Raw genomic sequence first — 15,386 nt, 5'->3', positions numbered from 1 at the left:
GAAGCTCGACGTCATGTTCCTCGGATTCCTGAGCTTCGTCCTGATCGTTGAAGGGCTTATTATGTGTTAACAGGCCCTAGTTCAAGCTGGCTGCGCTTGCGGTAACGCGCCGAGGTCTCGGCATGATCTGGCCGACGCGGGTGGAGCCGGTGAAGTTCGCGCGCCGCACCGCCGGATGCGCGATCAGTGCCTCGGTGACGGCCGGCATAGGCCGGGGACGACGTCAGGAAGTTCAACCCGCCAGCCGTTAGGCCGGCTCGAGCATGCACGATACCGGCAGTTCATGCGTGCGTGTGCCGCTTTCCGATGCCTTGAACACGACCGGGTTGCCGCAGACCAGCGGGTATGCGATCGCCCGGGCGACGAGCAGGCAGGCCCTACAGAAAACCGAAGCGATGATGACGCGCATGAAGCGCCTGCTCGGCGAGCAGCGTCCCACCTTCACTTTCGGCGTGGTACTGGCGAACTTCCACCGCAGCCTCTCGACGATCATCCGCATGTACCGCCAGGCGCTGCCGCTGATCACAGTACGGATGCTGGAGATCAAAAGCCTGGAACAGGTCGATGCACTGCGCGAGGGGCGCAGCGATGCCGGCATCAGCCGCGTCGAGATCGAAGCCGGAGGCATCCGGAGGCGGGTGATGCGCCACGAACCCATGGTGGCGGCCCCATGGTGGCGGCATTGCCCAGCGACCACCCGCTCGCGATGCAGGATGAGACGATGCACCTTGAGCGATTGTAAGGATGCACCGGGCACCCCATCGCCGCTCCCGGACGATACCGGGGGCGGTGGCGATCAGCCTGGCTCGCCGCCGAACAGCTTGCCTTCACCGGCCCAGTCGGACGGTTTGACGTCTTCGAAGATGACGTAGATGTATTTCGGATCAGTGCCGGTGTGCTTGACGATGCTTTCGGTGACATCGGCGGCAACAGCGGCCTTGGCCTTGTAATCCTTGCCATCAAACCAGGTGATACGTGCGACGGGCATGACATGACTCCTTTGGACTGGGTTGAATGGTCTGCAGATGGCGCACCCAGCCGGCACCTGCCTGCATTCTGTCGGCCGCGAACGCGCCACAACGGCGCGCCAGGCCAGGGATTTCAGCGATCCAGGAACGCGCTCAGGTCCTGGGTGAACTTGATCGGGTTCTTGAACATCAGGAAGTGGTCGCCCTGCTCTTGCTTGGTATAGACGAACAGTTCCGAGCCGGGAATGACACTATGCATCCAGCGCTGGCTCGGCAGGTTGCTGCTGTATTCGCCCGAGAAGATCGCCACCGGCACATTGATCTTGTGCTGGATCACGTCACGCCAGTCGTTGGTGACGTGGTCGAACAGCACCCTGCTGATGGCCTGCAGATCCTGCTTGATGAAGGCGGCAGAGAAACCCTCGGAATTGACGTAGTACGCCGAATCCTTGGCCATCGCGCGTTCCGGGGGGCGCAGGTCGGTGATCAGGCTGTTGAGCGGCGCACCGGCAGTGAAGCCAGCCACCATGCGCTCCGGGTCGGTGGTGGTACCACCGGCTTCAAGACGCTGATGCTCGGACCAGTCGGCATGCGAATAGATTGAAATCGGCTCGTCAACGAACACCGCCTTGCGGATGCCACCGGTGCCGAATAGGTCGATGTAGCTCCACAGCACCGAAGCGCCCATCGACCAGCCGGCGTAGTCGGCTTTCTTCAGATGCAGGTGATCGGACAGCTCCTTCAGGTCCATCGCAAAGCGGGAGATCCGGCCGCCGTATTCCGCCCGCTGCGAAAGCCCCTGGTTGCGCGGATCGATCACGTAGACGTGGTAATGCTTGCTCAGCAGGTACATCACGTTGACGTATTCGGCCCCGTTCGCGGACCAGCCGGGGACGAACACTAATGGTTTGCCGCTGCCAGCCTCCCAATAATTGATTTTGACTCCATCGGACGTGGTGAAGTTGTTGATCTGCAGGCTGGGGAAATCGGACAATTTGTGCGGTAGGCCATCGAGCGATGAGGGAAAGTGTAATCCTTGCCAAGGACCTGCAATGCCGGCGCGGCGAACGTGTTACAAGATGCGAGCGCAAGCGCTGTCGCGCAGACACCGGCGAGAAGAAGTCGATTCATGGTGATCCCTCTGTGCAAGTAATGTAGAAGACCGGAAAAGCCTGTCAGGCGCTGGTCCAGGCAGGGGCTACGCCCGCCCCGCCGCCGCCGAGAACTTGCCCAAGCTGGATATTCAGCAGTTCCATCGGCTCCAGCAACCCGACTGCTGCGCAGCCCACCGGCGTTGACGGGGACAAAGCACAGCGGCGACGCCATTTGCTGCACTTTCGCCCTGGCGCCGGCATCGTCGTTGCGACGAAGACTTGAAGCTTCCTACCGCTGCGCGCCGATATAGGAATCAGATGCACCGATATTGTGTTGAAGGCCTTGACCACATGGGCCCGCGGCGTGGCCGCCTGCAATGCCTGGGCTGCCGAATCGGTCAAGCCGATCACTAAATCCTGGAAGTCCGCGCTGACCGTGTGGCAGGAATCCACTAGGATCTTGCCGACCAGATCACCTACATCAGCCAGCGCCACGATGGTCGCCGGATATGGCAGCGCAAGCAGCACCAGATCGGCAATCTTCACCGCTGCGGCGATGCCACCACCCTCGATGTCACGGCCGATCTGCTTGGCGAGCGATGCGGCCCTCACAGGCTGGCGGTCACCAATGACCAGCTCCCATCCCTCATCAGCCATGGCGCGAGCATAGGCGGTCGCACTCTTGCCAGTTCCGATGACGACGTACTTCATAGGGCATCCCGCAACTATGGAGCCGCATCTTGACCCTGTCCGGCAGCGCGATAAATGGCTAAGATGCACCATCAGCTGAAAATTATTTTTTTCAATGGACCGTCTGACCAGCCTTGCCGTGTTTGTCAAAGCTGTAGACTCGGGTTCGTTCAGCGCGGCCGGCGCAGCTCTGCAGATGTCGTCACAGATGGTGGGCAAGCATGTGCAGGGGCTGGAATCGCGGCTGGGCGTGCGCCTTTTGACGCGGACCACCCGCCGACAAAGCCTCACCGACTTCGGTCGTACGTTCTACAAACGTGCCCGCATTATCCTTGCCGAGGTGGATGCCGCTGAAAACCTGGCCGCCGAGGCCCGAGCAGTCCCGATGGGCAAACTGCGCATCAACGCACCGGTCAGTTTCGGCATGCGTACGCTGGCGGTCCGCTTACCCGAGTACATGAAGATGCACCCGCAGGTCAAGGTGGACCTGACGCTAAGCAACCGTGCGGTCGATCTCATCGACGAGGGATACGACGCGCTGTTCCGGGTTGGCACGCTTTCCGACAGCGGCTTGATCGCCCGGCAACTGGCGCCTTACCGGCTGGTGCTGTGTGCGTCGCCGACTTACCTGGCGTCACATGCGCAACTGTCAACGCCTTGGGACCTTCAACAGCATGATTGCCTCGGTTTTTCGCATACCGAGCTGCGCACCCATTGGAGCTTCGAAGGCCCCGCTGGCAACGTCAACGTCCCGGTTTCCAGCCGTTTGATGGTCGACCATGGTGAACCCCTACTGTGTGCCGCCCTATCTGGGCTGGGCGTCCTGCTGCAGCCGCTGGAGCTGGTGAGCGAGTCGTTGGTGAACGGCCGGCTTGTCGAGCTGCTGCCAGATTACAAAGTCCCTTCCCGCCCGCTGCACGTGCTGTACGCCCCAGACAGGCGCGTTACGCCGAAGCTACGCAGCTTCCTAAACTTCGCCGTGGAGGTTTTTGGGTGAAGCCGGACGCTGCAATGCCACTTATTGCAGTCGTTTCGTTTCAAGTGATGCATCGGCTCTGCTGTTTATCTTCAGACGGCCCAGTCATACGGTACCTGGACACATTCGATCAGAGCAGGTAGATACGGTGAATCTCTTTAAGTCGCTAGCGATACTCGGCACCGCAAGCATGACCATCGCGCTGTCGGCAATGGCGGAAGACGCAAAGCCGCAGTCGGAGAAACTGGTCGAGTCAAACACGGACATCACCGGTGCGCCTTATACAAGCTACCCGCAGGGACGCCCGCAACTCACCGTGTTGCGGGTCAAATTCCCTGCATATGCCACATTGCCCTGGCATATGCACGCGGTGCCAAACGCCGCCTACGTGGTCTCTGGCCACATGCTGATCGAGGATCGCGCCACCGGCAAGAAGTACCGGATCGATGCCGGTCAAGCATTCCCCGACTCCGTCGGTGTCGTCCATCGGGGATTGACCGAGAATGAGCCTGCCGAAGTGATCGTGACTTATGCGGGAACCAAGGAGACGCCACTGTCGATTCCGTTCGAGGGCGGAGAACCTGAATTTTCCGAGTAGGTGCGTCTGATCACCCTATTCCGTTACTTTACCCGCGCCTTGTTAAGCAACGCACCACACCTGCTTGGCACGGCTATCAGCTGGATTCATACACATGAAAGATCACATCACCTGCGTATTCGAACTCGAGATTCTCCCCGGCAAGCTGCAAGGCTTCAAGGACATCGCCAGCAAGACCGTCGCCGCCACGCAAACCGACCCGGGAACGCTGCTGTACGAATACAGCCTCAGCGACGATGGAACGGTGGCCCATATCGTCGAGCGCTATCACGCTGCGGCCGTGGTGCCGCACGTCGACATCACCTTCGCGCCGTTTGCGCAGCCATTCGTCGAGCATGTGCGCTTCGCGCGACTGACCGTCTACGGTGAACCCGACGCCGAGATTCGCAAGCGCCTGGATGCCTTCGGGGCTGTCTACATGAAGCCGTTCGCAGGCTTCGATCGCTTCGACTGACCGGCGCGGATCCAATTGGCCCGACACCGGGAAAGTTCACTGCGGAAATCGCGGGAATCCTCACGTACCTCCCCGCCGGAAATCGCGGCAGGGGAGCAGCTGCGGCCAGCCCTCGCCGAAGACGCTGCCTCAGGCCGCTCCGCCTTCATCGCGCCGGCACTCCATACGCTGTGAAGGCGCTTGGGGCCCTGCACGATCAATGCGTCCAAGGCGGCGCGCGTAATGCGTCGACCAGGAAATCTACCAGCCGTCGCACCTTCAGCGGCAATTGCTTGCGCGTGGGGTAGACGGCAAAAATGCCCAGTTCCGCCGCGCGGAACTCCGGCATCAACTCGACCAACACACCGCTGTCCAGGTCTGCATACACCAGGAAGTCAGGCTGCAGGATGATCCCCTGATGCGCCAAGGCCGCCGCCCGGCAGGTATCGCCGTTGTTGGCGTGGATGCGCGAACGCGTGCGCACTGTCTCCTCGCCCCTGGGGCCCTGAAAGCTCCAGACGTCGCCGGACGACCAGTACGTATAGGAGATCACATCGTGCCGGCTGAGCTCGTGCGGATGCTGCGGCATGCCTCGCTCGGCGAGATAGTCCGGCGAAGCACACAGCACCATGCGCGTTCGAGCAAGGGGCCTGCTGACTAAGCTGGAGTCGGACAGTCGCGCAATGCGCACCACGAGGTCATAGCCTTCCTCGATAAGGTCGACCACGCGGTCGGACAACACGATATCCAGCGTGACCTGCGGATTGCGCGCGGCGAATCGGCCCCATAGCGCGGCCAGATGCAGCGCCCCGAAGGTCTGCGGCGCGCCAATCCGCAACCGGCCCTGCGCCTGCAGCGCACTGGCCCCGACCTCGGCCTCGGCCTCCTGGACAGCCAGCAGGATGTCCTTGCAGCGCTGGTAGTAGGCCTGGCCTTCCCCCGTCAGCGACAGGCGGCGCGTCGTCCGCTGCAGCAGGCGCGTGCCGAGATGCTGCTCTAACTCATTGACGTGGCGGGACACCGCCGGCTTGGACAGCCCTACCACCTCCATCGCCCGGACGAAGCTACCGGCCTCTACTACTGCGGTGAACGTGTTCATGGCTTGCAGCAAATCCATAGTCTCTATTTTCGAAACAATTTATCTATTAGTTCTTAGTTTATCCCAGTCCATGCCACCAATATAGTTCTCCCACGCCGACACCCCTGCCGGCTGCTGAAGACCAGCACTCCCGAGCGCTTCTGCCCTCTCTTTCGCAACAGGACGATCACTATGAACATCACTCTCATCGGTGCCGGCAACATGGGCGCAGGCTTCGTCAAGCAACTCACCGCCGTGGGTCACCACGTCCGTGTCACCGCACGCGACCTGACCAAGGCCCAGGCCGTGGCCGCCGCCCACCCCGGCGCAACCGCATGGGCGCCCGCCGACGCACTGGGCGAATCCCAGGTCGTCATCGTTGCCACCGGCTACGCCGATGCCGTTCCGGCCCTGCAAGCGCTCGGATCGCTGGAAGGCCGCATCGTGATCGACATTACCAATCCGTTGACGGCCGACTACATGGGCCTGACCCTGGGCTATGAGAGCTCGGCTGTTGAGGAAATCGCCAAGGCGCTGCCGCACGCCCACGTGATCAAGGCCTTTAACACCGTTCTTGCCCAGGTCCTGGTCGAAGGCCCGGTCTTCGCAGCGGGCCAGACCGTGCCGGTCTTCTACGCAGGTGACGATGAGCGCGCCAAGCAGACCGTACGGGCACTGGCCGAAAGCATCGGCTTCCAGACGGTCGACGCCGGCGGTTTGAAGAATGCGCGCTACCTGGAGCCGCTCGCCGGCCTGAACCTCTATTTCGCCTACGGCGCCAGCCAGGGCACACAGATCGCGCCCACCTGGATCCATCGCGTCTGAGTCGGGCGCCCCACCACGCCGGAGGAAAGATCATCGCCGCACCGGGATCATCAAGGCCTACGAGGATCCGACCTTCCGCGCTGCGCTGGAAGACCTGATCGCCCGGACCGGACGCCGCCGCAGCAGCATCTCGGGTGTGACGCTCGGAACCTATGTGACCTTGCCGACCCTGTCGATGAGTAACGATGGTGATGTGGTACATCCGGTGGCCGATGCCTCCGGAGCCTGGAGCAGGTACGAAGCCGAGGCCGCGATGCAACGTATGACGGTCGCAGGCGCGCAGCTCAACACCACCTCTGCCCTGGGCGCCGCACTGCAAGCCGACTGGGAGCTGCCTTCGGGCAATAACCTGCTCCGGCCGTTCACCAATGGACTGCCCAAGTACGGCTGGATGGTGCAGCAATTCTGGGACAACGCCGATCCCACCAAACGACCGGTCCCGGATGCGTTCGGCCTGGTCACGTAAGACAACGTGTTGGCGCTGGCCAGCGTGGACCTTCACCACCGCTTGGCCAAGGGGCATGAACCACCCTTTGACCTTCGCGCCCGCTTCACATCCCAAGGACACTGAAATGAACGCAATCCTTTCGCTGCTGGGCCGCATCGGCCTTTCGCTGCTCTTCATCATCTCCGGCTGGGGAAAAATAACCGCCTACGCAGGCACGCAGCAGTACATGGAAGCGATGGGCGTACCTGGCGCGCTGCTGCCGCTGGTCATTTTTCTGGAACTCGGCGGCGGCCTGGCTATCGCCGCAGGTCTGCTTACGCGTTGGATCGCCATCGCCCTGGTGGTGTTCTCGGTTGCAACCGCAGCAGTCTTCCACACCGACGTCGGCGATGCGATGCAGGCCGTCAGCTTCTGGAAAAACATCGCGATGGCTGGCGGCTTCCTTCTGCTGGCCGCCCACGGTGCTAGCGAGTTCAGCATCGACAGCCTCAGACGCCATCGCAGCGGTCAGACGTCGTAAGACGCTCGATCCGCAACGCCTCTGACGAAAAATGCGGGCGCCCAAGGCGCCCGCCGATTTTGGAGCACTCTCATGACGCGAGTTCCTTCGCTCTTCATCTCCCACGGCTCGCCGATGTTCGCAATCGAACCCGGCCTGCTCGGCCCCACTCTCCAGCAGCTCGGCGCATCGCTGCACGGTCTTTCCGCCATTGTGGTGGTGTCCCCGCATTGGCAGACAGTGGACATCCGTGTCGTAGGAGGCACCAGACCGGCGACCATCCACGACTTCGGCGGATTTCCGGCGCAGCTCTATGCGCTTAAGTACGAACCACCCGGCGCACCCGATCTTGCCGCCGACATCGTCGACCTGCTCACCCACGCAGGCCTGCCTGCAACGATCGACTTGCAGCGCGGTTTGGACCACGGTGCCTGGGTCCCGCTGCGCTACCTGAAGCCTGACGCCGACGTGCCGGTCCTGCAGGTCTCGCTGCCTCGCCACATGGACGTCGAGGGTGCCTTACGATTGGGCCAGGCCCTGGCACCTTTACGGGACCAGGGTGTTCTGATCGTGGGCTCCGGCAGCCTCACCCACAACCTGTACGAGTTTCGCAGCCATGTGCGGGATCCGGAGTACGCCCAGGAATTCGCGGACTGGATCGCGGCCGCCATCGCGCGAGGCGATGACGCGGCACTGCTGCATTACCGCACACAGGCACCCCACGCAGCACGTGCGCACCCCACCCAGGAGCATTACCTGCCGCTGCTGGTGGCGGTGGGTGCAAGCGCCACCAATGAATCCCGCAGCCTGATCCGGGGCGGAATGAGCTACGACGTCCTGTCGATGGATTCCTTCGGATTCGGACTCCCTGACGACGCACTGGACAATGCCGCATGAACACCACCACCTGGTCCGATCTGCGTACCGACCTGTCGCTGCCGTTCCGGGCAAGCATCGCCGCTGGCGCGCCTGTCAAGCGCCTGCTGATCCTGACCCATGGCGTGGGGGGCAACGAAACCAACCTGGCGCCACTTGGAGCGGCGCTGGCCACCGATACGCGCGTCATCCTGGCCCGTGGCCCCTTGACCTTGGGTCCAGGCCAACGCGCCTGGTTCCAAGTGTCGTTCGGGCCGCAGGGACCGCGCCCGGATCTGGGGGCAGCAGAAGCGAGCCGCCAACTGCTGGCGACCTTCATCGCGCAGGTGCAGGCGGAATATGCCGTGGCACCGGCGCAGACCGTGGTGGCCGGCTTCAGCCAAGGCGGTATCATGAGTGCCAGCGTTGGCCTGACCGAGCCCGCGTTGCTCAGAGGCTTCGGCATCCTGTCCGGCCGCGTTCTCCCCGAAATCAGGCCCCGGATCGCTGATCGCGGCGCGCTGTCGGCCGTCCAGGCATTCATCGGGCATAGCCGCGGCGACACCAAACTGAGCGTGGACTGGGCTTACAAGGCCGACGCGCTGCTCAACGAGGCCGGAGTTACACATGAAACCTACCTGTATGCAGGCGACCATGGCATCCCGGCTCCTATGCAGCGCGACTTCCTTACCTGGGTGGAGCGGATCCTCCGGTGACGGATAGCGACCGTTCGGCTACGCAGTAAGCAACCGCGTGGCGATGTCGATATCCTAAAAAAAGCATCGGCCTTCTTTGCGCGCGAGCTTGGATGCGCTACCAGCTCGTCAAGCAGCTGCACAAGAAGGCCGTTTCTGTCTGGCGCCTGTGTCGCGTGCTGGGTGTCAGCCGCTCGGGCTACTACGGCTCCCGTCAACGCGCCAAGCTGGCGCCCAAGGCTTGCCAGTCTCAAGCAAGGTGCTGGCGCGGCAATTCAAGCCGAGCGGCCCCAACCAGGCCTGGGTGAGCGACATCACCTGCATCCGCACACGCAGCGGCTGGCTGTCCCTTGCGGTGGTGCTGGACCTGTACGCCCGAGGCCATGACGGACATCGCCCACGACANGCTTCTACAACAGCGTGCGGCTGCACTCCACACTGGGCAACTTGCCACCCAATGCCTTCGAGCAGCAATCGGCAATCAAACAACCCATCGTCGTGTCCGAAACAACGTGACCACGACACAGCTGATGGACCGTGTGTATGTGGACCACCGCATCGTCACAGGCCGCACCGTCGATAGCCACATCAAGAATGTGCGCCGCAAACTGGCCGATGTGGGTGGCGAGGAGTGGGTACGCTCGCTGTATGGGGTTGGGTATCGGTTTGAGCTGTGAGTGGGGATTGGGGAGGTGGAAGCGCTTGGGCTGATGCCGTTGCGCCGCAGCAACCATGCAGCCGAGCGCGGGTCGCTCGCCATCGGCCTGTCAGCCACGGCGGCCGGTATGACCGCCATCGCCCTCGGCACTGCACTGCGCCTCACACTCAAAGATCGATGTAAGCGATCTGCTTGCTGGTCTCCGATATCTGCCAGAACGCGCCGATGCCCGTGCGCTTGTCGAGCATGAACGCATCGAAAGACGCCGTCACCAGTTCATCGATAGCGCTCTGCCGGCGAAAGAACGCGCTCAGCAGAGCGAGGTGATGGCTGTGGAACGCGTCGACACTTTGGAAGTAGAACGAGGGACGCAGACAGCTGTTGAATGCGTTGTACGCCGGATCGTCCAGCGCCCCTTTCCCAAAGGAGAATTGCGTAGTGATGGGTTCGATGATCTCGTAGTCGATCGTGTCGGCCTCGATGGAAACGCAATACAGATCGAACCCTTCGCGTCCAGGCAAGGTGAGGAAGATGTTCCCGGTGGATTGGTTGCACGGCACGCCATTCCGGGTCCGTATCTGCTTCGCCTCCCGTGCCACTTGCAGCAGATCGATGGGCCGGCTCGTGCTTTCGTGATGCAGGAACAACCGGCAGAACCACACCGTCACGAATACGTCGCCAGATGCAGCGACGATCCCATACTTCCAGGGATACATTTTCCGGTAATTTTTAAGCACCACCTCCGGCGCGCCCTGGTTTGACACCCGCAACATCACTGCGCAATGATCCCCGGCCAGAATCAGGTGGTCCTGCACATCGGCAGCGATGATCAGCGTCACTTCTGAAAAGCTTCTCAGGGGCGCATCCAAGATAAGGATCATCACATGCCGGGCAACTTCATTGTCAAGGCTTCCCAGAAGCCGTTCCCTGCGGGGGAATACAGCGCAGTGGGCATTGCGTCGCTGCCGGCGGGGCTGACCCGGAAGGTTCTGCAACTCACCTACGCCTACCAGGACCTCAAGCCGGTCGTGGGCGCCCCGTATCTGGTGCTGTTCGACGATGGCACGCAGCACGAGGGCATGCTCGACGACAAGGGCCAGGCCAGGATCGAAAATCCGCCCGGACCCAGCAAGGTGTTCTTCGGCTACGACCAGCGCGCAGCCTTCGCCTACCCCAAACGCCCCAAGAATCCCCCATCTTCGGTTTCAAGCCCGCCACCGCCGAAGATGCCAAGCAGGCGCTGGAGCGTTACGCCAACGCCGAGGCCCAGTACATGGAAGACACCTATTTCCCGGACGAAATCGCCGCCATCTATAGCGGCGGCGACGACTTACGACGATCTGGCCGACGACTACGCGTATTTCGACGAGTTCGCGCCGGCTGCCCACGATCACCACGACACGCCCGGCACGCACGAGGAGATCCTGCTCACCGGCAACGAAGGCCAGCCGGCAACGCCGGCATGAGCACCAATGCCGCGCTGCAAAGGGCCGAGGACGATGCCCTGGCCGAACTCCTCTCCTGGGTGCAGGAGGTGGTCGAAGGGCGCGGCGACTCCGCCGCGCAGATGATCGTCACCGCGGTGCTTGGCTGCCTGCCCTATGTGGGCCAGGCCATCGACGCCTACAACATACTGCGCTGCATCTACGGCCTGACCAAAGCGCCCACCAGCACCGACAACTGGATCGCCCTGGCGCTGTCGTTGATCGCCGTCGTGCCGCTGTTCGGCGACGCGCTCAAGAACGTGTTCATGATGATGCGCAACGGCAAGAAGATGGGGGCGCATCCTCGACAGCCTGCCCAACACGGTGCGCGGCAACATCGAGCAGTGGTTACGCGCACTGAACTGGGCCCAGTACGCGCGCGAGCTATCACGGTCGGTGGACGACATCCTGGCCGGGATGATCGACGTGCTGGAATACCGCATCAGCACGTGGGTGCTCGGGCGCGAGGGCGTGCAGCAGCTGATCCAGCAGCTACGCGATCTCAAACGGATGGCCGCGCGCAAGATCGACGAGGCCATGGATGCGCTGCGGCAGTTGCACCAGCGCGCCTTGCAGGATCCGTTGCCGGCTACTTCGGCGCACACGCCCGCGCTTCGCAGGCCCAAGCCCGGCGCGCGTCCCACGCCCGGCACGCAGGCGTCCACTGCGGTGAAGAAGAACGCCGGCGGCACCACCACGCCCGCGTCCGGACAGGCCAGCGGCACTAAGCGGCAAAGCCAGCGTTCTACGCAAAACCGGCACAATATCGGCGTGTCCGGCGAGCATATCGCCGACTACTACTACGTAAGCCGCCAGCACACCCGCAAGAAGGTGAGCAACCATGGCACCCTGTTCGAAATGGGCCAGCCTGGCCATACCGGTATCGACCATGTGTGGCACGGCAGCAGGCTGCCCGCCGGCTACCGCATCAGCGACACCAAAGGCTCGGGCAAGCCGTTCCACCGCGCGTTGGAGACCGCGCAAAGTGTCTGGCAGGGGCTGGAGTACGGCATCGACGCTTACCTGGGCGAAGACGACGAAAAGAAAGCTCGCAACTCCGTAAACCGCAAAGACACCCGCGATGGCAAGCAGTTGAGTCATCGGTGGGTGGCGGCGAAGATCAAGACGGCGAAGCTGACGCCCGCAGCCGCTACCGATTTGTTGCCGAAGATCAGAGCATGGGAGCGTTCTGATTTTCAGCTGGGTGTGGAGTCAACGCGCAAGGACGGCCAGCGCCAGCGCACCCTGGTCAAGTGTCCTTACGACCGCAGCCTGATTACCGTGGTCGGCCCCAACCACAACAGGCACGAAAAAGCGCCGGGCGACATTTCCGGCAAGTGCAGGAAAGCCGTGACCAGCCATCAGATCGGCACCGAGTTCGTGCTGCCCAACACCATTTTGCTGAAGTGAGCATAGTTCGATGACACTCCCTGCCCCCGACTGGCAACGCTGGTTTGCCTGGAAGATTCCCGAGGCGCAATTCGAGCAACGGCGCGAACCATATCTGCGTTATGTGACTTACCCGAAGTTGTTCGATGAACATCTTGATGGCATCGAGATGGTGACCACCGATCTACCCAGGTTCGTGGCTAAGGCCAGACCCGGTGGACTGATGACATCCACACGCCGTCGGCTCTGGGACACGCTGGACTGGATGAGCCTGCAATACTCAGCCGGCGCGTCGGTAGCGCAGCTTGCTGAGGTCTGGCCGTATGCGCTGCACTGGGCCGAGGAATATGCCCGCTTCGATGCCGCCTACGACCAGTCGCCGGAGAACATCTCGGGCGACATCATTCCGCATGTCTCGCTCATCTCCGAGGAGTACTGGATCGTCGCCCTGCGCCTGGTCTGCTTCGGCCTGTTGACCGGCCATGCCGCGCAGATGCCGCGGGTGATGGCGTTCATCGACTACGCCAATGCCGATCTGGACACTTACGACGGCCTGCTGGAACGGCTGGTCGCCCCCTACGTCGGCAGACGGCCGACGCCGCCGGACACCGCCACCCGCCATCTGCCCTACCGCAAGCTGTTCAAGGTGTTCGCCGCGCAAGCGGAGCAGCGCCCCGCGCTGATGGCCACCTACCTGGACCAGTGGTACCACGCCAGCCGCCGCGAACCCTATGTGGACCAGCACGGCGAAGGCGATGTGGACTTCTACGGCTATTGGGCCTGGGAAGCGGCGGCCGCCACGTGCGTGCTGGGCATCGACGATGCCGCCTACCGCGATATGGCCTTCTACCCGAAGGACCTGGCCGACGATGCCCGCCAGCACGCCGCCGGCGCAGCCGCACTGGCCGACGCCACGCCCGAGCGCGTGCCTGCCGGCCAACCCGTCCCGCACAGCGGCTGGTGGTATACGCCGGCACAGACCGGCTCGCGCCGCTATTTCAAGCAGGGCGAGGTGTTCCCGAGCATCGCCAAGACCGACTACGGCGATACGTTCTGGCTCTGGGACCGGGATCAGGCGCCGCCCACTTTGACGTAACCCGCTGGCGGCCACGGCCCTGGTGATCCACGAGGGCCAAGGGCGCTTGTGCACATCCCCAAGCCCGACTCCCAAATCCCGGCTTCACCTAAACACCACCGTACGATGGCCGTTGAGCACCACGCGATGTTCCACATAACGGCGCACTGCACGCGCGAGCACCAGCGATTCGGTATCGCTGCCCAGCCGCACCAGATCGCGCGGCGTCATCGCATGGTCCACGTGGGCGACGTCCTGCTCGATGATCGGGCCTTCGTCCAGATCTTCGGTGACGTAATGCGCGGTGGCGCCGATGATCTTGACCCCGCGCGCGTGTGCCTGGTGATATGGCTGCGCGCCCTTGAAGCTGGGCAAAAAACTGTGGTGGATATTGATCGCCCGGCCGGCGAATGCGCGGCACAACGCCGGCGAAAGAATCTGCATGTAGCGCGCCAATACCACCAGATCGATCTGCAAGGCGTCGACCAGGGCAAGCAATTGCGCTTCCTGCGCCGCGCGCGTGTCTGCGCTCACCGGAAGATGGTGGAAGGCGATGCCGTAGGAGGCGGCAAGCGCTGCGAAGTCGGTGTGGTTGGAGACCACGGCGGCGATATCCACCGGCAGCTGCCGGCTGTGCATGCGGAACAGCAGATCGTTGAGGCAATGCCCATGCTTGCTCACCAGCACCAGCAAGCGCGCGCGACGGCGCGCGTCGTGCAATTGCCACTGCATCTGGAATGCATCGGCCAGCAGCGCAAAGCGCCGTTCAAATCCGGCAATGTCGGTGGCTGGCGGCTTGTCGAAGTGCACGCGCAGAAAGAAACGGCCGCTTTCGTCGTCGCCGAATTGCTGTGCGTCGAGAATGTTGCAGGCCAGTTCGAACAGCAGCCCACTCACGCGATAGACGATGCCGGTACGGTCGGGACAGGACAGGGTGAGGATGTAGTCGGAGCGCATCGGCGCAATGATAGCCAATGTGCGCAGCTGCGGGCGCAGTGCTTGCGCCGGTAACTTTTACATGCCACTCAGCGCGGCGGCAGGCGCAGCATCAGCCGCCGATTGATCTCGTCCTGTTGCGCCATCGATGCGTCCACCAAGGTCTCCATCGCTTCTTGCGTGGTGATGTGCGCGCGCAGATGCGCGGGGTCGGAGAGCTCGCCACGCACCACGAACACGTTCCGCCCACTTCGCCGACACGCCGGCCGAGGACCACGTCGTCCATCTGATCGAAGCCGTGCTGCTTAGCCAGCGCGCGGCCATGCGCACGCTGGCTGCGTCGGTAGGTTTGTTCAACTCGGCGTCGAGTACGGCCACTGCTTCGCAGATCTGCGCGATATAGATAATGGTCAGGATGCTCGGGATGGTCCGGGCCCACCGGGCTCTGGTCGACGCCCGGTGCGGCGGTCATCGTGTGGCACCGGCGCAGGCCAGTGCGCGCGGTGCGCGCGCGGTCGAACCGAGCGTGATATGCAGGTACCACATCGCGTCCTCCCGGGTGCGGCGGCTGTCACGAGCCGGCGTTTTAGAAGGTCTGCTGCATGGTTAGGCGGGCAAGACGCGGCCTGTCTCGCCTTGAAGCCAAGCGCCCTGAGCGTGGCTAACGGCACTTCCCGCAATTGCG

Annotated in this window: 19 protein-coding genes and 1 pseudogene; 13 read left to right on the top strand and 7 right to left on the bottom strand. The window is 62.8% G+C overall.

Annotated features, from left to right (window positions below):
- The first annotated feature begins 263 nt into the window (after positions 1 to 263).
- Entirely contained in the window at positions 264 to 872 is a 609-nt protein-coding gene (locus tag XpopCFBP1817_RS23910) for a LysR substrate-binding domain-containing protein (RefSeq protein ID WP_128416535.1), read from the top strand.
- On the opposite strand, the gene XpopCFBP1817_RS06755 is transcribed toward XpopCFBP1817_RS23910, so the two are convergent.
- The 3 genes from XpopCFBP1817_RS06755 to XpopCFBP1817_RS06745 all read right to left on the bottom strand — a co-directional run bounded on the left by XpopCFBP1817_RS06755 (position 797) and on the right by XpopCFBP1817_RS06745 (position 2,773).
- Complete coding sequence (locus XpopCFBP1817_RS06755; RefSeq protein WP_128416534.1) at positions 797 to 988, bottom strand: tautomerase family protein; 192 nt, start codon at positions 986 to 988, stop codon at positions 797 to 799. The two genes, XpopCFBP1817_RS23910 and XpopCFBP1817_RS06755, sit on opposite strands and share 76 nt — an antisense overlap.
- Positions 989 to 1,101: 113 nt before the next feature.
- Entirely contained in the window at positions 1,102 to 1,962 is an 861-nt protein-coding gene (locus tag XpopCFBP1817_RS06750) for an alpha/beta fold hydrolase (protein WP_208619566.1), read from the bottom strand.
- Positions 1,963 to 2,143: 181 nt separating this feature from the next.
- Positions 2,144 to 2,773 carry an NADPH-dependent F420 reductase gene (locus XpopCFBP1817_RS06745; protein WP_208619565.1) on the bottom strand — a complete coding sequence of 210 codons (630 nt, stop codon included), beginning with the start codon at positions 2,771 to 2,773 and terminating at the stop codon, positions 2,144 to 2,146.
- 94 nt (positions 2,774 to 2,867) lie between these two features.
- On the opposite strand from XpopCFBP1817_RS06745, the gene XpopCFBP1817_RS06740 reads away from it, so the two are divergent.
- The 3 genes from XpopCFBP1817_RS06740 (at position 2,868) to XpopCFBP1817_RS06730 (ending at position 4,780) form a co-directional block, all read left to right on the top strand.
- Entirely contained in the window at positions 2,868 to 3,749 is an 882-nt protein-coding gene (locus XpopCFBP1817_RS06740; protein WP_128416532.1) for a LysR family transcriptional regulator, read from the top strand.
- Positions 3,750 to 3,918: 169 nt separating this feature from the next.
- Entirely contained in the window at positions 3,919 to 4,326 is a 408-nt protein-coding gene (locus XpopCFBP1817_RS06735) for a cupin domain-containing protein (RefSeq protein ID WP_244171091.1), read from the top strand.
- Positions 4,327 to 4,420: 94 nt separating this feature from the next.
- Entirely contained in the window at positions 4,421 to 4,780 is a 360-nt protein-coding gene (locus XpopCFBP1817_RS06730) for a putative quinol monooxygenase (RefSeq protein ID WP_128416531.1), read from the top strand.
- Positions 4,781 to 4,976: 196 nt separating this feature from the next.
- On the opposite strand, the gene XpopCFBP1817_RS06725 is transcribed toward XpopCFBP1817_RS06730, so the two are convergent.
- Positions 4,977 to 5,858: a LysR family transcriptional regulator gene (locus XpopCFBP1817_RS06725; protein ID WP_244171090.1), complete on the bottom strand. Its 882-nt coding sequence runs from the start codon at positions 5,856 to 5,858 to the stop codon at positions 4,977 to 4,979.
- A gap of 171 nt (positions 5,859 to 6,029) precedes the next feature.
- Between XpopCFBP1817_RS06725 and XpopCFBP1817_RS06720 the strand changes: the two genes are divergently transcribed.
- From XpopCFBP1817_RS06720 to XpopCFBP1817_RS22720, 6 genes are all read left to right on the top strand, one after another.
- Positions 6,030 to 6,662: an NADPH-dependent F420 reductase gene (locus XpopCFBP1817_RS06720; protein WP_128416529.1), complete on the top strand. Its 633-nt coding sequence runs from the start codon at positions 6,030 to 6,032 to the stop codon at positions 6,660 to 6,662.
- 136 nt (positions 6,663 to 6,798) lie between these two features.
- Positions 6,799 to 7,128 carry a cysteine hydrolase family protein gene (locus XpopCFBP1817_RS06715; protein ID WP_208619564.1) on the top strand — a complete coding sequence of 110 codons (330 nt, stop codon included), beginning with the start codon at positions 6,799 to 6,801 and terminating at the stop codon, positions 7,126 to 7,128.
- Between the two features lie 106 nt (positions 7,129 to 7,234).
- Entirely contained in the window at positions 7,235 to 7,630 is a 396-nt protein-coding gene (locus XpopCFBP1817_RS06710) for a DoxX family protein (RefSeq protein ID WP_128416537.1), read from the top strand.
- 72 nt (positions 7,631 to 7,702) lie between these two features.
- Positions 7,703 to 8,506, top strand: a complete 804-nt coding sequence (locus XpopCFBP1817_RS06705; RefSeq protein WP_128416528.1) for a dioxygenase family protein — start codon at positions 7,703 to 7,705, stop codon at positions 8,504 to 8,506.
- Complete coding sequence (locus XpopCFBP1817_RS06700; protein ID WP_128416527.1) at positions 8,503 to 9,180, top strand: alpha/beta hydrolase; 678 nt, start codon at positions 8,503 to 8,505, stop codon at positions 9,178 to 9,180. Before XpopCFBP1817_RS06705 ends, XpopCFBP1817_RS06700 begins: the two co-directional genes overlap by 4 nt.
- A 452-nt stretch (positions 9,181 to 9,632) precedes the next feature.
- Positions 9,633 to 9,836, top strand: coding sequence for a winged helix-turn-helix domain-containing protein (locus XpopCFBP1817_RS22720; RefSeq protein WP_279627099.1), 204 nt, complete (start codon positions 9,633 to 9,635; stop codon positions 9,834 to 9,836).
- Between the two features lie 148 nt (positions 9,837 to 9,984).
- On the opposite strand, the gene XpopCFBP1817_RS06690 is transcribed toward XpopCFBP1817_RS22720, so the two are convergent.
- Positions 9,985 to 10,698 carry a hypothetical protein gene (locus XpopCFBP1817_RS06690; RefSeq protein WP_146090181.1) on the bottom strand — a complete coding sequence of 238 codons (714 nt, stop codon included), beginning with the start codon at positions 10,696 to 10,698 and terminating at the stop codon, positions 9,985 to 9,987.
- Between the two features lie 3 nt (positions 10,699 to 10,701).
- Here XpopCFBP1817_RS06690 and XpopCFBP1817_RS06685 point away from each other — a divergent pair, with 3 nt between their 5' ends.
- From XpopCFBP1817_RS06685 to XpopCFBP1817_RS06675, 3 genes are all read left to right on the top strand, one after another.
- The gene (locus tag XpopCFBP1817_RS06685) at positions 10,702 to 11,283 is read left to right on the top strand and encodes a hypothetical protein (protein WP_128416525.1); all 582 of its coding nucleotides are present in this window, start codon (positions 10,702 to 10,704) and stop codon (positions 11,281 to 11,283) included.
- Between the two features lie 342 nt (positions 11,284 to 11,625).
- The gene (locus tag XpopCFBP1817_RS06680; protein WP_128416524.1) at positions 11,626 to 12,711 is read left to right on the top strand and encodes a hypothetical protein; all 1,086 of its coding nucleotides are present in this window, start codon (positions 11,626 to 11,628) and stop codon (positions 12,709 to 12,711) included.
- Positions 12,712 to 12,721: 10 nt separating this feature from the next.
- Complete coding sequence (locus XpopCFBP1817_RS06675; RefSeq protein ID WP_128416523.1) at positions 12,722 to 13,786, top strand: PoNe immunity protein domain-containing protein; 1,065 nt, start codon at positions 12,722 to 12,724, stop codon at positions 13,784 to 13,786.
- 84 nt (positions 13,787 to 13,870) lie between these two features.
- Here XpopCFBP1817_RS06675 and purU read toward each other — a convergent pair whose 3' ends face one another.
- Both purU and XpopCFBP1817_RS06665 read right to left on the bottom strand, forming a co-directional pair.
- Positions 13,871 to 14,722 carry a formyltetrahydrofolate deformylase gene (purU, locus tag XpopCFBP1817_RS06670; RefSeq protein WP_167393852.1) on the bottom strand — a complete coding sequence of 284 codons (852 nt, stop codon included), beginning with the start codon at positions 14,720 to 14,722 and terminating at the stop codon, positions 13,871 to 13,873.
- Between the two features lie 68 nt (positions 14,723 to 14,790).
- Positions 14,791 to 15,173 (bottom strand): annotated as a pseudogene (locus tag XpopCFBP1817_RS06665) (XVIPCD domain-containing protein).
- Positions 15,174 to 15,386: the final 213 nt, after the last annotated feature.

It is taken from the genome of Xanthomonas populi (genome assembly GCF_002940065.1).
Classification (GTDB): Bacteria; Pseudomonadota; Gammaproteobacteria; order Xanthomonadales; family Xanthomonadaceae; genus Xanthomonas; species Xanthomonas populi.
The sequence above is the reverse complement of the archived record's forward strand: the minus strand, read 5'-3'. Positions and strand labels throughout refer to the sequence as shown.